Source organism: Catenulispora yoronensis (assembly GCF_039531695.1).
Classification (GTDB): Bacteria; Actinomycetota; Actinomycetes; order Streptomycetales; family Catenulisporaceae; genus Catenulispora; species Catenulispora yoronensis.
The window spans coordinates 108,197-128,548 of sequence record NZ_BAAAQN010000009.1 but is presented as its reverse complement, the minus strand read 5'-3'; the positions used below and the strand labels follow the sequence as shown (position 1 = coordinate 128,548).

Below are 20,352 nucleotides of genomic sequence, written 5' to 3'. Positions count from 1 at the left end.
CTCGCCGTCCCCCAGCCGTCCCCTCGCCGCATGTCGGCGGCAGCCGTACTCTACCCGCAGGGACGACAAATGGATTGTTACGGGCATAAAACCCAATCGGCACCAGGAGCGTTCTCATGACGCAGGACTTCGATCCCGGATATCCCGCCCCCTACGCCGCACTGGCCGCGTCCTACCCGGGCCCGGACGTGTTCCCGCCGGCCGACTTCCGCATCGAGTGGGGGCCGATCTTCCACCGCGGGCGCCTCGACGGCTCCGCCAAGGTTCTGGTCATCGGCCAGGACCCGGCGCAGCACGAGAGCATCGCCCGCCGCATCCTGATCGGCACCGCCGGGCACCGGTTCCAGGGCTTCCTGGCCAAGCTGGGCATCACGTCCAGCTACGCGATGATCAACACGTACCTGTACTCGGTGTACGGCCAGGGCGGCGGCAACAAGCACGCCCACGACCCGGCGATCGCCGCGTACCGGAACCAGTGGCTGGACACGCTGGTCGCGAACAGCTCGATCGACGCCGTGATAGCGCTGGGCAGCCTCGCCGACACCGCGTACCAGACCTGGCACAGCACCCCCACCGGCGAGCAGTACACCGGCGCGTACCGCCACATCCTGCATCCGACCTATCCGGACAGCGCCGCCGCGTCCACCGGCACGCCGGCCGCCGAGCTGATGACCAAGATGTTGACCGACTGGAACGCCGGCCTGGACGCACTCCATCCGGCCATCACCAACCCGGACACGCCCACGCCGCTCGTCCACTACGGCACGGCAATGGCGCCGACGGATCTGGCCGACATCCCGTCCGCCGATCTGCCCGCCGGCTGTCCGGCGTGGATGCGCTCGGCCGAGCCGTGGGCGCAGCGGACCGGGGCCAACGCGGCCGACAAGCGCGCGACGATCACGGTGAGCATCCCGGTGGACGAGCGGCCGTTCTGAGCACGCGACGGCACGATCAGCACGCAGTCGCACGCGCCCGATCAGCACGCAACACACCAACAACAAAGGAAGCATCCGGCTCCGGCCGGGTGCTTCCTCGCATCCCTTGTCCCGTCACAGATTCCCGAGATCCGCCTTCAGCATCGCGACGTCGATCCCGCCGATCTTCCCGGCCTTCTGGTACTCCTCGGACAGGATGACCCACGCCTCGTCGCCGTACACCGACCACCAGTCCCACGTCATCTTCTGCACCGCGCCCCACGTGACGCAGTACATGAACTGCTCGTCGTAGCCCAGCAGCGGCACCGCGTGCCCGCCCTTGATCGGCTGGCTCTGCCAGTCCGGTACCAGCGCCCAGGGCTGCTCGTCAGCGAACTGCGATTCGGCGTTCCCCGGGACCTGGATGCCGACATACACGCCGCCGAAGTAGGCGATCGCCTGTTTGAGGCCTTCCAGCGAGTGGACGTTGACCGGCGCGTAGCCGACGATCCTCGTCTCCCACAGCCCGTCCCGCATCCAGTCCTGGAGCACCCGCGACTCGACGAGCCCGCTGTCCTTGCCGCGGCTCAGTTTCAGGTACTGCGCGATGACGTCGGCGTCGGCCGGTACCGGCAGGTCGATGCCGGTCTGCGCGTTCCACGCCTGGATCATGTGGGCGGCGGCGGCCATGGTGCAGTCGCCGTACTGGTCGTTCCCGTCCATCGGAAATCCCTCGGTCACCGGCCCGGCATGGTCCACCTTGTCCGGCGCCTTCGGGAGCGGCGCCGTCGCGTAGCAGTGCATGTCCTTCAGTGCCACCGGAAACTGAGGCTTGAGCTTCCCCATCATGCCGACTGTTCGGCTCATGATCACTCCTCCTCATCGATCGGGTCCGAGCGGGCCCGATCCGACCCGGCAGCTCGACGCCGGATCATGGATCCGCTCTCAATTCCACCGCTGAAGCCGGGACCGGGCCCAACCGTTAGGCCATTCGGTCGACGGAGGCCGCTGCGAGCCCGGTGCGATCCCGATGCGGTCCCGGTGCGGTCTCGGTGCGATCCCGGTGCCGCCCCGATGCCGCCCCGATATGCCCCCACGATGCGGCTCCCGGATACAACCCCCAACGCGCCCTCGGCGAAACCGCCGTCCCCACCCTGTCTCAACACCCTCAAACACCAACCGGTCCCCACCACCCCGCGCCCCGAGACCGCCACCATCCGCCTCACCGCGTTCCACATCCCCGCGATCTTCACGCACCCAACAATATGATCCAAAAGAACAACCTCGCGTTCATGAACGCGCACTATGCTTTGTCCATGTCCAGGCTCCCCGGCTTAGACGGCCCGTACCAGCTGGACGCCGCCCGGATGGAGCGCATCACGGGCGTCGAGACGGCCCGCTCCGCCGAGTCGGTCCAGGACTTCGCCGAGGCGTTGCAGCGCACCCTGCTGCCGACGGCCTCGCCGCACTTGGACGGCGCGCAGATCGCCTTCCGCTACCTGCCCAGCAACGACGTGACGGCCGTCGGCGGGGACTGGTTCGACGCCCTGGCGTTGCCCGGCAAGCGCATCGCGCTGGTCGTCGGCGACGTCATGGGGCACGGCGTCGCCTCGGCGGCGATCATGGGCCAGCTGCGGACCGCGGTGCAGACGCTGGCCCATCTGGGCCTGCCGCCGGACGAAGTGCTGTGGCAGCTGGACGAGTGCGCGCGCCGGCTGTCCGACACCCACCTGGCCACCTGCCTGTACGGGATCTACGACCGCGTGACCCGCGTGTTCTCCGTCGCCAACGCCGGCCACATACCGCCGATCCTGGCGGTCCCCGGCCGGCGCGCGACCCTGGCGGACATCCCCTGCGGCATCCCGATCGGCGTCGGCGGCCACAGCTTCGAGACCGTGCAGCTGCGCATCCCGGACGGCACCACGCTGGTGCTGTGCACCGACGGCCTGGTCGAGACCCGGTCCCGGGAGGTCGGCGACGGGCTGCGGGCGCTGTGCACCCTGGTCACCGGCGTCCGGTCGCCGCTGGAGCAGGCGTGCGACGCGGTGGTGCGGGTGCTGACGACGGCGCCCCGGGACGACGACGCCGCCCTGGTCATGGCCTCCTTCTCCGGCATCCCGGAGGACCAGGTGGCCAGCTGGTCGCTGGAACCGGTGCCGCAGGCCGCCGGGCAGGCCCGCCGCCTGGTCCGCCGCCGGCTGGCGGACTGGGGCCTGGTCCGGCTGTCCGCGGCGGCCGAGGCGCTGGTCGGCGAACTCGTCGCCAACACGTGCGGCTACGCTTCCCGGCCGGTCACCGTCCGGCTGATCCGCACCGGCAACCTGACGTGCGAGGTCTACGACGACGCGCACAAACTCCCGGCGAGGAAGTACCCTGACACGCTCAGCGAGTCCGGGCGCGGCCTCGGCATCGTCGCCGCGCTGGCGGACCGCTGGGGGTACAGCCGGACCGACGACGGCAAGGTGGTCTGGTTCGAACTCGACGGCGCCGGCCCGGCCGACGGCGACCGCCCGAGCCTCAGCAGCGGCGGCCGCGAGCAGTGAGGACGGCAATGACGGAAGAGTGGGTCCCGGCCGAGGTGGACATCCACCGGCCCAGCATCGCGCGCATCTACGACTATCACCTGGGGGGCACGCACAACTTCCCGGCCGACCGCGAGGCGGCCGCGAAGGTGGTGGCCTCGATGCCCGAGCTGCCCGCGGTGCTGCGTGTGAACCGGGATTTCCTGGGCCGCTGCGTGCAGTTCCTGGCCGACGCCGGCGTCCGCTACTTCCTCGACCTCGGGTCCGGCATCCCGACGAACGGCAACGTCCACGAGATCGCCCAGGCCGTGGATCCCACCGCCCGCGTGGTGTACGTGGACAACGACCCGACCGCCGTCGGCCATGCCCGCAAGATCCTGGAGGGCAACGACCGCACCGCGGTGCTCAACGCCGATCTCCGCGACCCGAAGGCGATCCTGGACGACCCCGAGGTCCAGCGCCTGCTCCTGCTGGACCTCGGCGAGCCGATCGCGATCCTGATGAGCGCCGTTCTGCACTTCGTCCCGGACGACGACGAGGCCGGCGCGCTGGTCGCCGCCTACCGCGACGCCATGCCGCCGGGAAGCTTCCTCGCGATCTCGCACGCCGCCGACACGTCGGAGAACACCGAGCGGATAGACACGGCCGTCGAGACCTACACCCGGACCGTCGCCCCGCTGAAGCTTCGGACCCGGCAGCAGGTCGCGGACTTCCTGGACGGACTGGAGATCGTCGAGCCCGGCGTGGTGCCGTGCGAGCTGTGGCGGACGGACGCGCCGGACGGCAGGACGCTGCCTCAGATCTGCGGCGTCGGGCGGAAGCCGGTGGAGGTCTAGCTCGGCGAACCTGCCAACCGCCAAGACGCCAAGACACCAAGACACTAAGACGCCTGTGAGCCCCCTGCGAAAGCCAGGGGCTCACAGGCTGTCAGAGCCGCCTCCGGCACCGAGACGCCAGGCGACCGCCGGTCTCAGTGGCTACGTCAGCGTGACGGTGACAGGACCGGCAAGCACCGTATAGCCGTCGTTGCTGAAGTAATAGACCTTGTACGTCCCCGCCCCATAGTTGGCGGTGAACGTGGCCGTCCCGCTGGTCCCCGGCGTGTACTGCCACGCCGTGGAGCTCTGCACGCCCGGCGTGTCGCTCGGCTTGTAGAAGCCGATCCAGTTCTTCGCGCTGTTCGTGGCCGCCGGGGTGCTGTACGAGAAGGTGATCTGCGAGCCGTTCGCCACGCTCGGCGTGCCAGTCGTCAGCGTCGAGACGCTCGTGTTCTGGCCCCACGCGTCGTTCACCGTCGCCGCGTACGCGTCGTTGTTCGTCAGCGGAGCCAGGCCGAGCGCCCGGTCGACTGTACGCAGCAGGCCGTACTGGTCGGTGCGCTGCGAGCTGGTGTATCCGGCCTTCACCGTGTTCTGCGATCCGAGCAGCAGCGTCGGGATCCGGTTCGGGTAGTTCGGGCCGTAAGCCTTGGTCGCGCCCTCGTCCCAGGTGAGGATCAGCAGCGACTTCTGCTGTGTCCAGGCCGGGGAGTTGAAGATCGTCGGCAGCGTGGCCTTCAGCCAGTTGTCGCCGGCGGTGATGCCGCAGGACTCCATGTCGTCGCAGTCGTCCGGCTCGAACCAGACGAAGTTCGGCGTAGTGGAGGCGGCGGCGAGATCGGTCGTCATCCGGGTGAGCGGCTGATCGTGCTGGGCGCAGTAGCCGGTCGCGGACTTGTCGGACTTGAAGTTCTGGAAGTAGGTGAACGGCACGTCGTCCGGCGCGTAGTAGCCGTGCGAGGAGTAGTCGCAGTTGCCGTTCTCGTTCTCCACGTACGCCTTCCACGTCTTGCCCGCGCTGTCGACGCTGTTGCCGAGGTGCGGGGCGTTGATCGTGGTGGTGCCGACGCTGTTGTCGTGCAGTCCGTACAGGCCGCCGGCGGCCAGCGCGACGTAGTTCGGGTCGGACGGATGGGTGGTGGCGTACGCCTGGCTCAGCGAGGTGCCCTGCGAGAGCAGGCTGTTGATGTAAGGAGCCTTCGACGTGTTGCCGATGATGCCGGAGTAGTCCTCGTTCTCCATGTAGACGACGAAGACATGGTCGAAGCCGGGCACCGAGGACGCCGGAGCGGTCAGCGTCGGCGTCGGCACGCTCGCGCCCACACTCAGCGACACGTCGTCGGCGTAGCCGTCCGTGGTGTCGCCCGCAGTCCAGGTGAAGACCAGATCCACCTTGATGGAGCGGGTCCCGGCCGGGAGCGTCCCGGTCGCCGACCGCTGGAGGAACTCGGTGGTGTTGCCCCGGTCGGTGTTGGTCACCGCGGCGATGTTCGCGGTGCCGACCGTGGCTCCGGCGGCGTTGCGGAAGGTCGCGGTCAGGCCCACGCGGTCGTTCTGGCCCGCATAGCCGCCGAGCCAGCCGCCGAGGGTGAAGGGGACGGTGCCGCCGTCGACGGCTGACGCCGCCGAGGAGACGTCAACGACCTGCGACAGGTCCGAGTTGCCCGTCGCGCCGCCGGTGAAGAACTGCTTCGCCCGGTTGGGCGAACCGGGAGTGGTGGCGGTGGGGTAGCCGTTCGGAGCGCCGTAGCACACAGCGTTCGGCTCCCCCGCGGCGATCGTCCAGCCCGGCATCGTCATGCCGTCCAAGCCGTTCGACGAGCACTGGGCAGCACTCTCGGCGCCGGCGTCGACGAGCAGGTTGCCACTCGTCACGGTCGCCGCGCGGGCCGGCGCGGCCACGGCCACCGACAGGTTTCCGGCGGCCAGCGCCGCCAAGGCGGTCGAGGCGATCAGCGCGCTCCTGCCGCCTCTGGCGGCATGGCGAAGGGACAGATGGAACACAGCGGGATCCTTCCGTTCAGCGTGGGGCGAACGACGGGAGGTTGACAGGAGATCCGGGCCCGATGAACGGATCCACGTCGGCCAGCGAACACGAAGTTGTCTGGCCAACTTTTCTATCGGCACCGTAACCGAGGCAGCCGCGTCCGGCCAGGGTCGCTTCCCGGCTGAAGAAGAATTTCAGACGCGCGACACCGCGCGGGCGCGGTCCCGGCCGCGCAGCGTTCACACCGCGTTCGAAAGGCGCAGGTCAGGGGAAGTGGCCGCGCATGGTCCGCGCGATCGCGTCCGCCGTCGTCGGGCGCAAGGAGTCCGCGGCGCGCCGCAGTGTGTCGACGTCAGTGTCGTGATTAAGGCCACTGATAGTCGTCGTGGCGGTGCCGCGCCGGACATAGACGGTGAAGTCGTTCGGCCGGTCGTCCGCGTGGCTGAACCAGCGGCCGGGGCCGTCCGAAACGCAGTTGGCGGTGCAGGCGGCGGGCGGGCCCTGCGGATCGGACGCGGTCTCCATGGCCGTGGTCAGCACCAGCCAGCGCGTCGCGGGATTCGGGTGCTGCGCGTCCGCCGGCGGGTCATCGGTGGCCAGGATGACGGTGAGATGGCTCCGGTTCTCCATCGGAACCGCGGGGTCGAAGCCGATGAAGGTGTCGACGACATGCCAGCCCGCCAGCGTCGGGACCTCGGCGGGCGCCGGAAGCCGGGCGATCTCGGTGCGGACCTCGTCGTCGTGCCAGACGGTGTGCAGCCTGACGACGCCGACCAGCGCGGTCGCGATCACGAGTGGGACGAGCAGCTGGGTGGTCCGTGGCGCCGCACCCTTCCGCATCAGACCGATGAGAACGAACGTCACCGGTACCGCAAGCGCCGCCGGCCACCACGCAGGTCCGTCCGGCATCCGTCCGTAGCGGACCGGCACCGCCCACAGCAGACCGGCGTAGAACACGCCGACGAGGAGAACGACGACGGCGGACGCGACCAGCGGCCGAGTCGGCGAAGGCAGACAGGCCAGCCAGAACAACGCGCCCGCCAGCAACGCGCCCACGACCAGGCCGGCGACCGTCTGCATGGTGAACTGCGGAGAGCCCAAGTCGGAGCAGCCGTCCTCGGTCCCGAAGCAGCCGTAGGACGACGCCGAGGCCGGCGGCGTCCTCCGGATGAGCAGCGTCCCGACCAGACCGGCGACAAGCCCCGCCACGAGGAGGGAGCCCACCGCCCAATACCGGCTGCCCATCAGGGCCCTCATGAGGTGAGCCAGCCGTTCTGGCTCGCCTTGACCCCGGCCTCGAACCGGCTCCTGGCCCCGAGCCGCTGCATCAGCCGGTTCGCCAGACGTCTGATATGCCTGCTCGACACCCCCAGCCGGCGCGCGATCATCTCGTCCGTGCCGCCCTCGGCCAGGAACCGCAGGACCTCGTTCTCCAGCTCGGACAGCACGACCGCCTCCGGCGCGCGCGAGCCGCGCAGCGGGGTCGCGGACTCCCACATCGTCTCGAACAGCGCGGCCATGAGATCGACGCCGACGTCGTGCAGGACCGCCGCGCTGGCCGTGGCCGAGGACGGATCCAGCGAGACGACGGCGGTCTTGCCGTCCACCACGATCATCTGCAACGGCATCGCGGCCACGGTCCGGATCTCACCGCCGTGCCGCGTCAGCCAGCCCGCGTAGTCCAGGGTCGCCGCGTCGTGGCGGCGGCCGGCCGAGCAGATGTAGCGCATCCGGACGCCGCGGCCGAGCAGCTCGGCGTCCAGCGGCTGACCGGCCGTCGAGGACCGCCGGCCCTGGCCCCCGCCGGGCACCACGGCCAGCACCTCGTGGCCGGCGCCGGCCATGGCCTGTGCCACCCGGTGCCGGACGTCGTCGACCCCGAGCAGCTCGCCGCGCCGCTCGGCGGGCACGCGGTCGGCGTCCTGGAGGATGTCGCCGATCAGGCCGACGAGCACGGCGCGCGAAGTGGTGTGCTGCGCGGCCCGCAACAGCGCCTCGGCCTGGTGCAGGCGCCGCAGCGTCTCCAGGCCGCGCTCCATGCCGAGCGGCTCGGCGGGCACCGGCTCGCCGCGGACGGCGCCGCGCAGCAGCGCCAACTCGGCCAGCTCGGCCAGCGCCTGCTCGACCGCGCTCGCCTCGACGCCGACCCGCCGGGCCAGCTCCGCGACGCCCGCGTCGGGCTCGCGCATCATCGCCAGGTAGACCGACTCGCCCAGTTCGCTGAAGCCGAATGACTCAAGCACAAGAACCCCCGCGCCACGATCCGACAGGCCGCGTCCGATGCGGCACCCCCCGCCGACCGATTCAGTACTCGATGATACGCCCCTTACCGGCGGAACGGCGGTGCTGTCCGCTTCCGGACATGGGCCGCACCGGCCCGACGGGGCGCGCGCGGGGCGTGGCAGGATCCAGCGCACCGCCCCAACCCGCCGACCCCAAGTCGGGGAGGGTTCATGACAGCAGTGAGTGACTTCTGCGCGCTCGACATGCCCAGCGCGCTTGAGCGGACCGAGAATCTGACGCCTCGTGAGCGCGAGGCCCTGCTCCTGCTGGGAGCCGGATACGGAAACGAGCAAATAGCCCGCCGCATGCGGGTCACGGTGCGCACCGCCCGGGCGCACTTGGAACATGTCCAACTGAAGCTCGCCGTCGGCTCCCGCGCGAACGCGATCGTCGTCGGCTGGGCGCTGCACGCGGCCACCTGTCACAAGTGCCAATAGCCCGGACAGGCCCTTTGCTGGTTTGTTCGAGGAGCCGGGCTCAGCACGACATTCACGGGAGGAAGCCCATGGCACAACAACGCAGAATTCTGATTCACCTGATGGCGTTGCTCCTGCTGCTGGTAGGTGTCGGGATGACATCCACCGCGCAGGCGGCGACCAAGGCGGCCGGGCCGGACCAGGCCAGGATCAACCGGGGGATGGCCGTCTCCCAGCGGGTCTCGGCCGCCAAGGATCCCAGGGCCGCGTACGCGGCGCTGAACGCCGCCGACAAGTCCGATCTCGAATACGTCCTCAAGCCGGTCTCGGTGTCGGTCACCAAGACGTCGAACCGTCCGGCCGGCGTCATGCGGCCCGCGTCCTACAACGACTGTTGGGAGGACTACCAGAACATGGTCTACTCCAACGTGGCCGGGAACGCGCTGTACGCCTTCTGGCTGCGCAGCGACATCTGCGCCGCGAACGGGCAGGTCACCGACGTCTGGGTCCCGACCGCCGGCGGCAAGGTGTACCCGGGCTGGACCTACGCCTGGGAGATCAGCCAGGACCCGAAGGCCTGGACGAAGAACGCCGGCTGGGAGGGCCGGTCGGCGATGTCGATCCAGTTCGCCTACTTCTTCGTCGACCACTACAGCTACTGCCTCCAGAACCGCCAGAACGGCGAGTACTACGGCGTGTACGCGAACTCGACGAGCTGTGACGTCAACTCCTGAGCCGCGTCGCGCGCACCCCACCGCGCGACCGGAACCCATTCCCATGAACGCGCTCAAGCACCAGCCCAAGCACCAGGGAGGGACCATGCACGTCTCCATCCACCGGACCGCCGGCGCGCTTCTCGTACTGGCCGGCGGCGTGATCCTCGTCGGTTCGACGACGTTCGCGGCGGCCAGCAGCGGCACGCCTTCGCAGCCGCAGGTGCCGTCGGTCAAGGCCGTGGCCGGCGGCGGGCCCGCCGCCGCGAAGCCGTATGTGGCGACCGCGGCCCAGCAGGCCGCGATCGCCACCGCCACCGCGGACCCCGGCATCAAGCAGCTGCTGGCTTCGCAGAAGTCCCAGGTGTCCGGTTCGAAGGCGACCGACTGGTCGACCGTCGGCTCGGTCGTCGAGCTCACCTTCAGCAGCCCGGTCAGCCTGCCCGCGCACCACCCGGCGGTGTCCTTCGCGGACGCCGACGTCGCCTCGGCCAAGGGCTACCGCACGGTCGACTCCCCGCTGCGGGCCGACGCCGTCGCCGGACTGCTGGTCTACGTCGACGCCCGGACCGGGACCGTCGCCGGCTACCAGCCGCTGGCCGTCCCCGGGGCCAAGACCGTGGTCGTGGCGCCGCCCGGATACACCGGCCCGTGAGCAGCGTCCAGCCCTCCTCAGACCGACCCGGGAAAGGAACCCTTGCCATGACCATGAAGAACGCCGGGCGGACCCGGCAGACCCGGCGGACCCGCCGGATCGCGGCGGCGACCGCGACCGCGCTGGTCCTCGGCACCGCGCTGACGGCGGCGCCGTCGGCCTCGGCGGACATCAACGCGCCGAACGTCGTCAACATCTACTTCGGCGGCGGCGGCAACACCTTCTACAACTACGACTTCCACAGCACCAGCGGCGTGTCGTCCAACATCGACTGGGGCATCGACCTGGTCTTCTCCGGCGGCGGGGCGAACATCCCGGCGCTGCGCAGCGTGGTCAACAAGGCGGGGTTCAACGGCTCCGGCAGCGGCCAGTACGGCTTCATCTCCGACATCGGCCAGTGGGACATGTCGACCGGCGAGAAGCAGGGCAGCGGCTGTACCTGGCCGGACTCGTACCACATGCGGCAGTACGCACGGAACGTGTACTCCAGTTACGACTCGTCCATCGGCTTCTACGTGGTCGCCAGCACGCACAACGACCACTACGAGAACTGCGGCGGCTACTCGGAGGAGGACGAGACCTCCAAGCACGTGTTCTCGGGGGCGTTCCGCAACGCGGGCTACGCCGTCAACGACGACTACTGGGGTCTGAGCAACACCCAGGAGGGCACCGACGCGCACGGCAAGCGCTGGGACAACACCGGTTGGGCCAGCTGGATCCACATGTGACAGGGCTCTGTGACGGGGCGGCCGGTTCCGGCCGCCCCGTCGCGGGCGTCCGACCAGGTCCGAAACGGAGGTCCTCCGAACCGTGCAGATCCCAGCCGCGATCACCGCGGGCGTACTGGCCCTGCTCATGACTCCGGCCGTCCAGGCGGCTCCAGCCCGGAGCTCCGCCGCCGTTCCACCAGCCTCCTGCACCACGCTGCACGACTTGGGCGCGTCGAGCATCGACATCAGCGACGAGATCACCAGCTCGCGCGAGATCCCCGGGCCGCAGATCACGTTCCCGGCCGGCGCCTCCCAAGGGCCGGCCACTTGGTACGTCATCCACCTGCACGCCGCGGTGACCCTGCAACCCGGCGACGCCGGCAGCGGCGCGACCCTCACCGCGGGCACCGACGGCGCCGACGCGTCCCAGGTCGTCTACACGACCGCGGACGGAGGCGGGATCGACTGGGGTGCGACGTCCATCGCCGAGCGGACCCAGACCGGGCATGTGGCGAGCGGCCCCATCGAGGTGGACGTCGCCAACTACATGCGGGACGCGGGCGTCAAGCCGGGCCCGAACCCCATCGCCTTCAAGATCTCGACGTTCGGCGGCGCGAAGGTCGAGCACCTGCGGATCTTCGACGACACGTGCATCGAGAAGACGAACAAGTCCCCCGACCGGGTCCACCTCACGGCACCGGCCACCATCAGCGGTGCGGCGGGCTCGACGCTGACCGTCCCCCTGACGGTCCACAACGACGGGACCGGAACGGTCAAGGACGTCTCGCTGACGGTCTCCTCCACCGATCCCGACGTGACGATCGAGGACGGCGGCGTGGTGCGGGTCCCGCAACTGGTCACCGAGTCGGCGGCCGATCTCAAGCTGCTGGCCCGCACGCCCGGTGCCCACACCGTGCACGTCACCGTGAGCACCGCCACTCAGGACGCGCTGGGCGGGACCGATCTGTCCATCAACGTGGAGAAGAAGACGTCACACACTGTCGCCTACGCGACCGCGGGCGCGGCGATCGTGTTGATCGCGCTGGGTGTCCTCGTGTTCCGGCGTCCTCGGCGGCGCGCCGAAGCGGACTGACCGTGTCGGACTGACCGTGCCTAGCTGATCGCGCCAGGGCCGAAACCGGCCCCGGCCAACGAGACGGACCTACCGGCGAGCGATTCCGCCGCCGATAGGTCCGTCACCCCATGGGATGGGAGTCCCGAGAGTCCCTGAAGACTCAGGAGTCGATGTTGCAGTTCGAACTGTTCAGATAGTGATTGCCGTCAGCGTTCTGACGATTCTGTGCGCAGTAGTGGTAGTCCTGGAAGAACTGCCGCATGTCGATGTTCTCGAGCGCCCGGCCTTCCCAATAGACGTTCTTCTTCGACAGCACCGGATTCCCGTTCTGTGCCCACGTCGGAGTGTCGGTCTCGGCGCCGGCGTCGTAAATCCGGACACTGTAGACCGAACCGCCGCTGACGCAGACCTCACTGCCCAGCCACCAAGTGAAAAGGGCGTTCCCGTAGACCGAGTCCTCCTCCCACTTCGCGTAGTCGTCCCAGCAGCCGGCGAAGTCGGGCTGGACGGCGGCCGCCGCCGGCTTGCCTGAGGTCTGCACCAGCGTCACCGTCTTGGCGGGCTTGGTGACGTAGTCGGTCGCGTCCCGATCCGCACTGTTCAGACCGGCGTACGTCGCCGCCGGATCCTTCGCCGCCGCCAGTTGCCGAGCCAGCTCCAACCCGCGCGCGGCCTTGGCCGCGTCACCGCTGTCCGCCGCCGCCGAATGGACCGGAGCGGCATTCACCGCCTGCTGCAGGGGAACCACACTCGCCACCCCCAGCAGCAGGGGAATCATGCCCTTGGCCAGAACCCGCTTACCGTGTTTCATCGACCCCTCCTTCGCATCACCCGAGGAAGGGGTTTCCGCGCATACCCGTACAACGGAGTTCCTCCCCCGTATGAGGAAACTTTCCGGTAGTTGCGATTGTCGCAGAATTCTTATTCACGGTCCACAAGCCGTCCGGTATTTATCGGGTCAGTACCGAAGGTGACGCGCGGAGTCTGGCGCTACAGTCACGCTCAGAGACTTCTGAGCGCTCGACGAGCCTCGGAGACAGGTTGTTGGGGGGAGATAGCGAAGTGGTGCAGGACAAGATCCCAGAGGGCTTCGAACACTGGGGCATCAAGGACGTCGTCGGACGGCCGGAGTTCACGAGTCCGAAGGCCGTCGTGCGAGCGGTGGTCCTCCTGCTGCTGGCCGGAGTGATCGTGGACTGGGCAATCCTGTTCCACGTCCTGGGCTGGGGCGCGCTGGTGGACGAGGCCGGCGGACGGTGCGGCAGCGGGAGCGTCTACCTGCGGCCCTGCCCCCGGGGCCTGACCCCGGTGCTCCTGCTGGCGTTCCTGTGGACCTTCGCCGGGATCGGCACCGCGATCGCCGCCTTCGTGGTCGCCGCCAAGGCCTGGAGCCGCCGGCGGCTGCTGGCCAACTCGGTGTTCGTGGCGGGCATGGTGCTGGGCACGGCGCCGGGCCTGGCCGGCTACCACTGGCTGCGCACCGGCGAGTGGAAGGTCTCGGCCGCCGGGCCGAAGACCCCGGCCGCGCCGGCCTCCCTCCACAAGCTGTGGGCCGCCTCGTCGGACCGGCCGTCGAACGTCAGGAGCGAGGGGCACTGGGCCACTCAGGACGGCGCGGTGGTGCGCGTCCGCACCGACAAGGCGATCGCCTACGACGCCGCGACCGGCGCCACCCGCTGGACGCTGTCGTTCCCCGGCGAGGACGCGCTGTGCTCGATGAGCCGCGACGTCGCCGACGGCGTGGGCCTGCTCTCCTACGCGCCCGACGGCCAGAAGTGCTCCGGCGTCGTCGCCGTGGACATGACGACGGGCAAGGAGCTGTGGCACACCGACCGGGTCACGCAGGACGTGGCGATGGGCTCCGGCGTCACCATCGACGTGCTCTCCCCGGTCCCCGGCGTCGCCGTGGTCCTGGAGGACGTCGACGTCAAGGCCTTCAACCTGCGCACCGGCAACCTGCTCTGGCAGACGCCGATCGGCGACGGGTGCTCCTCGACCGGACTGCTGGCGGCGAAGACGAGCACGCTGGTCGGCATCGACTGCGGCGACGCCGGCGGCAAGCTGCTGTCGCTGGACACCACCACCGGCAAGCTGCTGTGGCAGGCGAAGCCGCCGTTCAACGGCAAGTGGAAGTCGGGCCCTGAGTTCCTCTCGGCCGACCCGGCGGTGGTCCACCTGGACGAGGTGGGCAGCCGGGGCCAGGACGTCATCGTGTCCTACAACAACGTCGGCACACAGCGGACCGTGATCCCGGTGTCCGGCCCCGACGAGGACGTGGCGAGCGGCGCGTTGCAGGTCGCGGTCAGCCCGACGTTCGTGGTCTCCGGCGACACCCTGATCGTCCCGGCGACGCTGCCCGGCAACACCTCCGGCGGCCGGGTCTCGGCCTACTCCCTCGCGACCGGCCGCCGGATCTGGACCGTCGACCCCCGCGGCGGCAGCACCAAGGGCAGCTCGGAAAGCGTGTTCGCCCTCGCCTCGGACGGAACCTCGGTGGTCGCCGCCACGGACAAACGGCTGTTGCGGCTGAACCCCGATACCGGCGCCGTCCTCGGCAACTACCTGGAGGCGGCCACGGGCATGAGCCCCTGGCCCGACGACGCGATGGTGGCCGTCGGCGGCCACTACGTCTATCTGTCGGAGAACGGGACGGGGAGGACGCCGCCGATCGCGGCCGCCGGGCCGTAAGGCCGCCGAGCCGTAAGGCCGCCGGGCGCGCGAGCGTCAAGATGAGAAGGTCAGGAGAAGGGCGGGCCCGAGCGGGCCCGCCCTTCTGGTCTCCTGGAAGCCCGCCGTGTAACCCGGTGCGTATCAGACTACTGACTCGGTGAGTTCCTCGCCGATCGGAATCTTCTCTCCATGGAGCGACCATGCGTCCTGCATCCATCCGCGGAACCAGAAGAGGACTGGCGGCCGTCGCCGCCGCGCTGACCGTCCTCACCGCCCCGGCCGCCTACGCCGCCGCCGGTGGCAAATCAGGCCCCTTGCAACGCCTCTCGGCCGACGACCCGGTCGCCGGCTGCACCACCGGCCCCGGAGCGGCCGGTCCCGGCCAGGTGGCCCCGCACTCGACCGAGTCGCCGGTCGTCGCCGTCAATCCGCGCGACCCGCGGCAGTCCGTCGTCGCCTGGGCGCAGGACAGCTGGTCCGCCCCCGGCGGGGCGAGGGCCGACGTCTACGCGTTCACACGCGACGGCGTTCACTTCACCGAAGGCGTGCTGCCCTTCGGGGCCTGCGCCGGGGCCGCGTCGGTCTCACCGACGGTGGGCCGGGAGGATCTCCCGTGGCTCAGCTGGGGTCCGGACGGGGCCGTCTACGCCACCACGACCGAGATCGACTTCACCACCGGGCACTCCGCCATCGGAGCGGCGAGCAGCCTCGACGGCGGCGCGACGTGGAAGTTCGCGCAGTCGCTGCGCGGTTCCACCTTCCCGCCCGCCGAGGCCGGCGAGGCGACGGTGACCGCGGACCCGACCCGGCCGGGCACCGCCTACCTCGTCGCGGACCAGGCCGACGCGCCGGCCGGCGGGCCGATCACCGACCCCGCCGAGCTCTCGATCACCCACGACCACGGCCGGACCTGGAGCACTCCGCAGGTCATCGGGCACACCGACACGCCGATGACCGGGACGCTCGGGAACCACATCGTCATCGACCCGAGGACCGGCCGGCTGTACGACGTCTTCCTGGACCGTTCGTTCACCAGCCTGGACAACGACTTCTACGCCTCGATCCGGTCCGACGACGGCGGCGCGACCTGGACCGCCCCGCAGCGGATCGTCGGCTCGCCGTTCGTGGCCGACACCGACCCGAACGACCCGGCGCAGCGGCTGCTCACCAGTGAAGGCTTGAACAGCGCCGCGGTCGACCCGGTGACCGGGACGCTGTATGTGGCCTTCGAGGGCGCGGACTTCACCGGCGGGAAGGTCGACCAGGCCGAACTGGCCAAGTCCACGGACGGCGGCACCACATGGTCGGCGCCGAAGCGGATCAGCCAGGATCCGAACAGCCCGGCCTACACCCCGTCGATCACCGTCGGACCGACCGGGACCCTCAGTGCCCTGTATTACGACCTGCGCCACCTCGCGCCGGGCAACACGACCACGCTGCCGACGTCGACCTGGCTGGAGACCTTCCCCTTCGGCGACCTGGACCATCCGACCGAGCGGCAGATCGCCCCGGACTTCGACTTCCTCCAGGCCCCCTCACCCAGCGGGCACTACATCGGCGTCTACGAAGGGCTGGCTCCGTCCGGACTGTTCGGGGTCCGGGTGGCGTTCGTCGCGACGCTCGACGCGCCGAACCATCCCTCCGACGTCTACACCGACGTGTTCGAGCCCTTTCACTGACCGCCGGAGCCGCGACTCAGGAGGCTGAATAACCCGTCTCGCGGACATGCGCGGGCAAGCTTTCGAGGTCTGCGAGCTGCTTGGTGAGCTTGGTCCGGATCTTGTCGATCGCCTCCGGACCAAGCGGCAGCCGCAGCGGCGAGGCCGGATCCTCGACCGCCAGGAAGATCTCCTCCGCGGCCCGGACCGGATCGTTGGGCTGATTGCCGTCCTGGGACGCGAACCGGCCACGCAACTGCCCGGCAGGTGAGTCGTGGTACGCGGGGATCGGCTCCGCGTACCGCATCGACCGCCCCGCGAAGTCCGTCCGGAACGGGCCGGGCTCGACGAGCGTCACGCGGATCCCCCACGGCGCCACTTCGGCGCTGAGCGATTCGGAGAGCCCTTCCAGCGCGAACTTGGCGGTCGCGTAGGCCGCGTGCCCGGGGTTCGCGACCTGGCCGCCGACCGAGGACATCTGCACGATGTGGCCCGAGCGCTGCTCACGCATGTGGGGCAGCACGGCGCGGGTGGCGCGCAGCACGCCGAAGACGTTGGTCTCCAGCACGGCGCGCAGGTCGGCGTCGGCCAATTCCTCGACCGCGCCGACGAGTCCGTGGCCGGCGTTGTTGACCAGCACGTCGATGCGTCCGTGCCGCCGGACCGCCTCCGCGACCGCGGCTTCGACGGAAGAGGGGTCGTGCACGTCCAGCACCAGCGCGTCGTCGAAGTCCTCGACGGCCTTCACGTCGCGCGCGGTGGCGACGACGGTGTGCCCTTGGCCCCGTGCGTGCTCGGCGATCGCCCGCCCCAGCCCCGCGCCCGCCCCCGTGATCATCCAGACCTTCGTCACCGGATCCACCTTCTCCCCATGATCGCCGCCGAGAATTTACCTCGAAGCTCAAGACAACTATACCTTGAGCCTCAAGGTAACCTCGTCGTATGGCACCTCCGGAACCGGACTCCGTGGCCCGCGAGCTCCCCGCCTGGCTGGCGCTGATGGTCGACGTCGACCCGTCGGTCGAGGCCGCGCGCCAGCGGATCGGGCGGCTCTCCCGGCTGTTCACCCGCATGCTCGACATGGTGGCGGCGGACCAGGACATGAGCCTCGGCGACTGGGAGGCGCTGTCCGTCGTGGTCCGCGCGGGCGGTCAGTGCACACCCACGCTGCTCGCGCAGGAGCTGGCACTGACCTCGGGAACCGTCAGCACCCGCCTGAACCGGCTGACGCAGGCGGGCCTGGTGACCGTCGTGGCGGACGCCGACGGGCGTTCCCGCCCGGTCCGGATCACGGCCGACGGTCATCGCCGATGGCAGGAAGCCACCGCGGCGCGGACGCGCGCCGAACGGGATCTGTTCCATGTACTGGAGCCCGATCAGCTGGACGCCTTCAACAGCACCTTGCAGACGCTGCTGGCGCACTACGAGACCGCCTTCGGCGAAGCCTCACGGCACGACCGCACAGGACGGAACAACTAGTCGGCCACGCCGGCCACCGCCGGCCGACAACCGACAACCGACAACCGACAACCGACAACCGACAACCGCGGGTCGCCCAGTTCGTTCATCAGCGCGGCATTCATAAGCGCGGCGTTCATCAGCGCGGCGGCCAGCTCAGGATCGTCGAGCTCCTCGTTCGAGCCAGCAGCTCCAGCGCGTGCGCCGCCGACCGCGGTTCCGGTACCGGCACCGAAGCCCTCGGCACCGCGGCCTCGGCCGGATCGACGCGGACCGGGCCGGCCTCGAACGGCCGGCACCGGACGACCGCCCGCCGGACCAGATAGTCGACGAGCCACTCCAGTGCGCGGCGCCGCTCCTCATCGGTTTCGTGCTCGGCGCACAAACGCGCGGCGCAGTCCCGTACGAGATCGTGCAGGTGATAGCGGCCCGGACTCGTCTCCAGCACGAGGTTGTCGTCGAACAACGACTCCAGGATCGCGCGCGCCCGGCCGGCCGACGTGGCGGACAGCACCGCCGCGTCCTCCGCGCCGAATTGCTGGCCGGGATACACGCCCAGCAAGCGGAAGACCCGAGCCTGCTCGTCCGAGAGATGCCGGTAGGACAACGCGAGCACCATGTGGACGCTGCCCTCGTCGGAGTCGAGGAACGAGGCCCGCCGCTCCTGATCGCTCATGAGCTCGCGCAGATGAGCGACCGACCAGCTGGTCCGTTCCCGGAACCGGGCGGCCGCGATCCTGACCGCCAGCGGCAGCCGACCGCAGAGTTCGACGATGGTCGCGACGCCGTCCGGGTCCTGCGCGGCCCGCTCGTGCCCGGCGATGCGGGCGAACAGCTCGACGGCGTCCCGCCGCGGCAGCGCGTCCAGTTGCAGGGTGACGATTCCCTCCAGCGCGGACAGCCGACGCCTGCTCGTGATCAGGACCAGCGAGGTCGGCGATCCGAGCAGCAACGGCCGCAGCTGGCGGGCGTCGACCGCGTTGTCGAGGATGATCAACGCGCGCTTGCCGGCCATCCGGCCCCGCCAGGCGGCGAGCCGGCCTTCGGCGTCCGGCGGGACCGCCTCGTCGGGCATGCCGCTCTGGATCAGGAGCGTGCGAAGCGCGGCCTCCGGCGCCAACGGCTCGATGCCGATCGCGAACCCGCATAGGTCGACGAAGTACTGTCCGTCCGGATAGGTGTCGGCGGCGAGATGAGCGAAGTGGACGGCCAGCGCCGTCTTGCCGACTCCGCCCATGCCGTTGATCGCGGAGATGGCGACAGCGGTGGACGTCGAGGACATGCTGTCGGCGAGAAGCCGGTCCAGTTCGGCGGCGCGCCCCGAGAACTCGCGTGGGTCGTGCGGGAGAAAGGACCCAGCTCGCGGCGTCCCGGCCGACGCATGGGACAGCGGCTGGGCGCCGCCCGAATCACTCGTATGCGGGCCCACCAGAATGCGCTCATGCAACGCCTTCAGCGAGTCGCTCGGATCAAGGCCGTGCTCCTCGGCGAGTAACCGCCGGCCCTGCTCGTAGACCGCCAGCGCGTCGGCCTGCCGCCCCGTGGCGTGCAACGCGGTCATGAGGCTGGCCCGCGAAGCCTCCCGCAGCGGATGGGAAGCGACCAGCTGGGTCAGCTCCCCGATCACCATCGCGCTGTCGCCCTGCCGGATCCGCAGAGCCATGAGCGCTTCGACAGCCGACAGCCGTTCCTCGTCCAACCTGGCGCGAGCCGTCTCGAAGTACGCCCCTTCGAGACCGGCCAAGGCCGTCCCCCGCCACAGCTGGAGCGCCTCGGTCAGCAGCCGCGAGGCGCCGACATCGCGGTGGGCGTCGCCGCTCCCGGCCGCGTTCACCAGCCGCTGAAAGCGGTGCACGTCAACAAGGTCCGCGTCGACGGCCAGCGTGTAGCCGGCCCCGCTGGTGACGATGTCGAGCGCCGTCAGCGTCCTGAGTCTGCTCCGCAGCAGCCCTATCGTGTTGTGGATCTGCTGCCGGGCCGACGCCGGCGCGGCCTCCCAGAGCAGGTCGATCAGCCACTCGGTGGCCACAGTCGCGTTGGCGTTCAGCGCCAACGCGGCCAGCACCCGGTGCGACCGCTGCCCGCCGAGGGGCACGTCCGCCCCCGAGCTCTCCAGCCTCAGCGGCCCCAACAGGCACAACTTGACGCCCACCCCGCGCCTCTCTCCTCGCGACGAAGGCGCCCAGCACGCGGCGCCTGTCGCACGATGATGGCGTATCAGGGTTCTGAGCAATACCTCTTATGACACGCCACGCGGCTGATTGGCGGCCGATCGGCGGCTGGTCGGCGGCGGGTCGGCGGCTGGTCGGCGGCTGATTAGCCACCGAGTAGCGTCCTGGTAGGGACCGGCCGCGGCAGTCCTCTATCGTCCCTCGTACCGGGCGAACCCGCCCACACGATGCGCGACGCCGTGCGAGCGTCCGAGGCTAGGAGACCGAACCACCTTGGTGCCCTTGGATTCAGCCCTGGACAA

General features: G+C 70.0%; 18 protein-coding genes. 11 read left to right on the top strand and 7 right to left on the bottom strand.

Translation table 11 applies throughout. The annotated features are described in order from the left end of the window. Window positions 1–116 precede the first annotated feature (116 nt). Window positions 117–935 (top strand): uracil-DNA glycosylase family protein, encoded by an 819-nt coding sequence (locus tag ABD481_RS10615; protein WP_344665398.1) that lies wholly within the window; start codon window positions 117–119, stop codon window positions 933–935. Between the two features lie 114 nt (window positions 936–1,049). Here the strand turns inward: ABD481_RS10615 and ABD481_RS10610 are convergent, their stop codons facing one another. Continuing rightward, a complete protein-coding gene (locus ABD481_RS10610; RefSeq protein ID WP_344665397.1) occupies window positions 1,050–1,781 on the bottom strand; it encodes a hypothetical protein in 732 nt (243 codons plus the stop codon). A 449-nt stretch (window positions 1,782–2,230) separates the two neighbouring features. On the opposite strand from ABD481_RS10610, the gene ABD481_RS10605 reads away from it, so the two are divergent. Beyond that, window positions 2,231–3,457 carry a SpoIIE family protein phosphatase gene (locus ABD481_RS10605; RefSeq protein ID WP_344665396.1) on the top strand — a complete coding sequence of 409 codons (1,227 nt, stop codon included), beginning with the start codon at window positions 2,231–2,233 and terminating at the stop codon, window positions 3,455–3,457. A gap of 8 nt (window positions 3,458–3,465) precedes the next feature. Continuing rightward, window positions 3,466–4,272 (top strand): SAM-dependent methyltransferase, encoded by an 807-nt coding sequence (locus ABD481_RS10600; protein WP_344665395.1) that lies wholly within the window; start codon window positions 3,466–3,468, stop codon window positions 4,270–4,272. Between the two features lie 141 nt (window positions 4,273–4,413). Here ABD481_RS10600 and ABD481_RS10595 read toward each other — a convergent pair whose 3' ends face one another. The 3 genes from ABD481_RS10595 to ABD481_RS10585 form a co-directional block, all read right to left on the bottom strand. Further along, window positions 4,414–6,258 (bottom strand): alkaline phosphatase family protein, encoded by a 1,845-nt coding sequence (locus tag ABD481_RS10595; RefSeq protein ID WP_344665394.1) that lies wholly within the window; start codon window positions 6,256–6,258, stop codon window positions 4,414–4,416. Window positions 6,259–6,505: 247 nt separating this feature from the next. Then, window positions 6,506–7,498 carry a hypothetical protein gene (locus ABD481_RS10590; RefSeq protein WP_344665393.1) on the bottom strand — a complete coding sequence of 331 codons (993 nt, stop codon included), beginning with the start codon at window positions 7,496–7,498 and terminating at the stop codon, window positions 6,506–6,508. Continuing rightward, a complete protein-coding gene (locus tag ABD481_RS10585; protein ID WP_344665392.1) occupies window positions 7,495–8,484 on the bottom strand; it encodes a LuxR C-terminal-related transcriptional regulator in 990 nt (329 codons plus the stop codon). The genes ABD481_RS10590 and ABD481_RS10585 overlap by 4 nt, the downstream gene beginning before the upstream one ends. 210 nt (window positions 8,485–8,694) lie before the next feature. Here ABD481_RS10585 and ABD481_RS10580 point away from each other — a divergent pair, with 210 nt between their 5' ends. From ABD481_RS10580 to ABD481_RS10560, 5 genes are all read left to right on the top strand, one after another. After that, a complete protein-coding gene (locus ABD481_RS10580) occupies window positions 8,695–8,961 on the top strand; it encodes a response regulator transcription factor (RefSeq protein WP_344665391.1) in 267 nt (88 codons plus the stop codon). A 101-nt stretch (window positions 8,962–9,062) separates the two neighbouring features. Further along, window positions 9,063–9,674, top strand: a complete 612-nt coding sequence (locus ABD481_RS10575; RefSeq protein WP_344665390.1) for a hypothetical protein — start codon at window positions 9,063–9,065, stop codon at window positions 9,672–9,674. A gap of 85 nt (window positions 9,675–9,759) precedes the next feature. Then, on the top strand, window positions 9,760–10,308 hold the full coding sequence (locus ABD481_RS10570) for a hypothetical protein (protein ID WP_344665389.1): 549 nt from the start codon (window positions 9,760–9,762) through the stop codon (window positions 10,306–10,308). A gap of 47 nt (window positions 10,309–10,355) precedes the next feature. After that, window positions 10,356–11,036, top strand: a complete 681-nt coding sequence (locus ABD481_RS10565; RefSeq protein ID WP_344665388.1) for a hypothetical protein — start codon at window positions 10,356–10,358, stop codon at window positions 11,034–11,036. Window positions 11,037–11,118: 82 nt separating this feature from the next. Next, complete coding sequence (locus ABD481_RS10560) at window positions 11,119–12,111, top strand: COG1361 family protein (protein WP_344665387.1); 993 nt, start codon at window positions 11,119–11,121, stop codon at window positions 12,109–12,111. 142 nt (window positions 12,112–12,253) lie between these two features. Here ABD481_RS10560 and ABD481_RS10555 read toward each other — a convergent pair whose 3' ends face one another. Beyond that, window positions 12,254–12,904: a hypothetical protein gene (locus ABD481_RS10555; protein ID WP_344665386.1), complete on the bottom strand. Its 651-nt coding sequence runs from the start codon at window positions 12,902–12,904 to the stop codon at window positions 12,254–12,256. A 251-nt stretch (window positions 12,905–13,155) separates the two neighbouring features. On the opposite strand from ABD481_RS10555, the gene ABD481_RS10550 reads away from it, so the two are divergent. Together ABD481_RS10550 and ABD481_RS10545 are read left to right on the top strand one after the other, a co-directional pair. After that, window positions 13,156–14,781, top strand: coding sequence for an outer membrane protein assembly factor BamB family protein (locus ABD481_RS10550; RefSeq protein WP_344665385.1), 1,626 nt, complete (start codon window positions 13,156–13,158; stop codon window positions 14,779–14,781). 182 nt (window positions 14,782–14,963) lie between these two features. Beyond that, window positions 14,964–16,442: a sialidase family protein gene (locus ABD481_RS10545; RefSeq protein WP_344665384.1), complete on the top strand. Its 1,479-nt coding sequence runs from the start codon at window positions 14,964–14,966 to the stop codon at window positions 16,440–16,442. Window positions 16,443–16,458: 16 nt separating this feature from the next. On the opposite strand, the gene ABD481_RS10540 is transcribed toward ABD481_RS10545, so the two are convergent. Next, window positions 16,459–17,274, bottom strand: a complete 816-nt coding sequence (locus tag ABD481_RS10540) for an SDR family NAD(P)-dependent oxidoreductase (protein WP_344665383.1) — start codon at window positions 17,272–17,274, stop codon at window positions 16,459–16,461. Between the two features lie 89 nt (window positions 17,275–17,363). On the opposite strand from ABD481_RS10540, the gene ABD481_RS10535 reads away from it, so the two are divergent. Further along, entirely contained in the window at window positions 17,364–17,900 is a 537-nt protein-coding gene (locus tag ABD481_RS10535; RefSeq protein WP_344665382.1) for a MarR family winged helix-turn-helix transcriptional regulator, read from the top strand. A gap of 118 nt (window positions 17,901–18,018) precedes the next feature. On the opposite strand, the gene ABD481_RS10530 is transcribed toward ABD481_RS10535, so the two are convergent. Further along, the gene (locus ABD481_RS10530; protein WP_344665381.1) at window positions 18,019–20,031 is read right to left on the bottom strand and encodes an AfsR/SARP family transcriptional regulator; all 2,013 of its coding nucleotides are present in this window, start codon (window positions 20,029–20,031) and stop codon (window positions 18,019–18,021) included. Window positions 20,032–20,352: the final 321 nt, after the last annotated feature.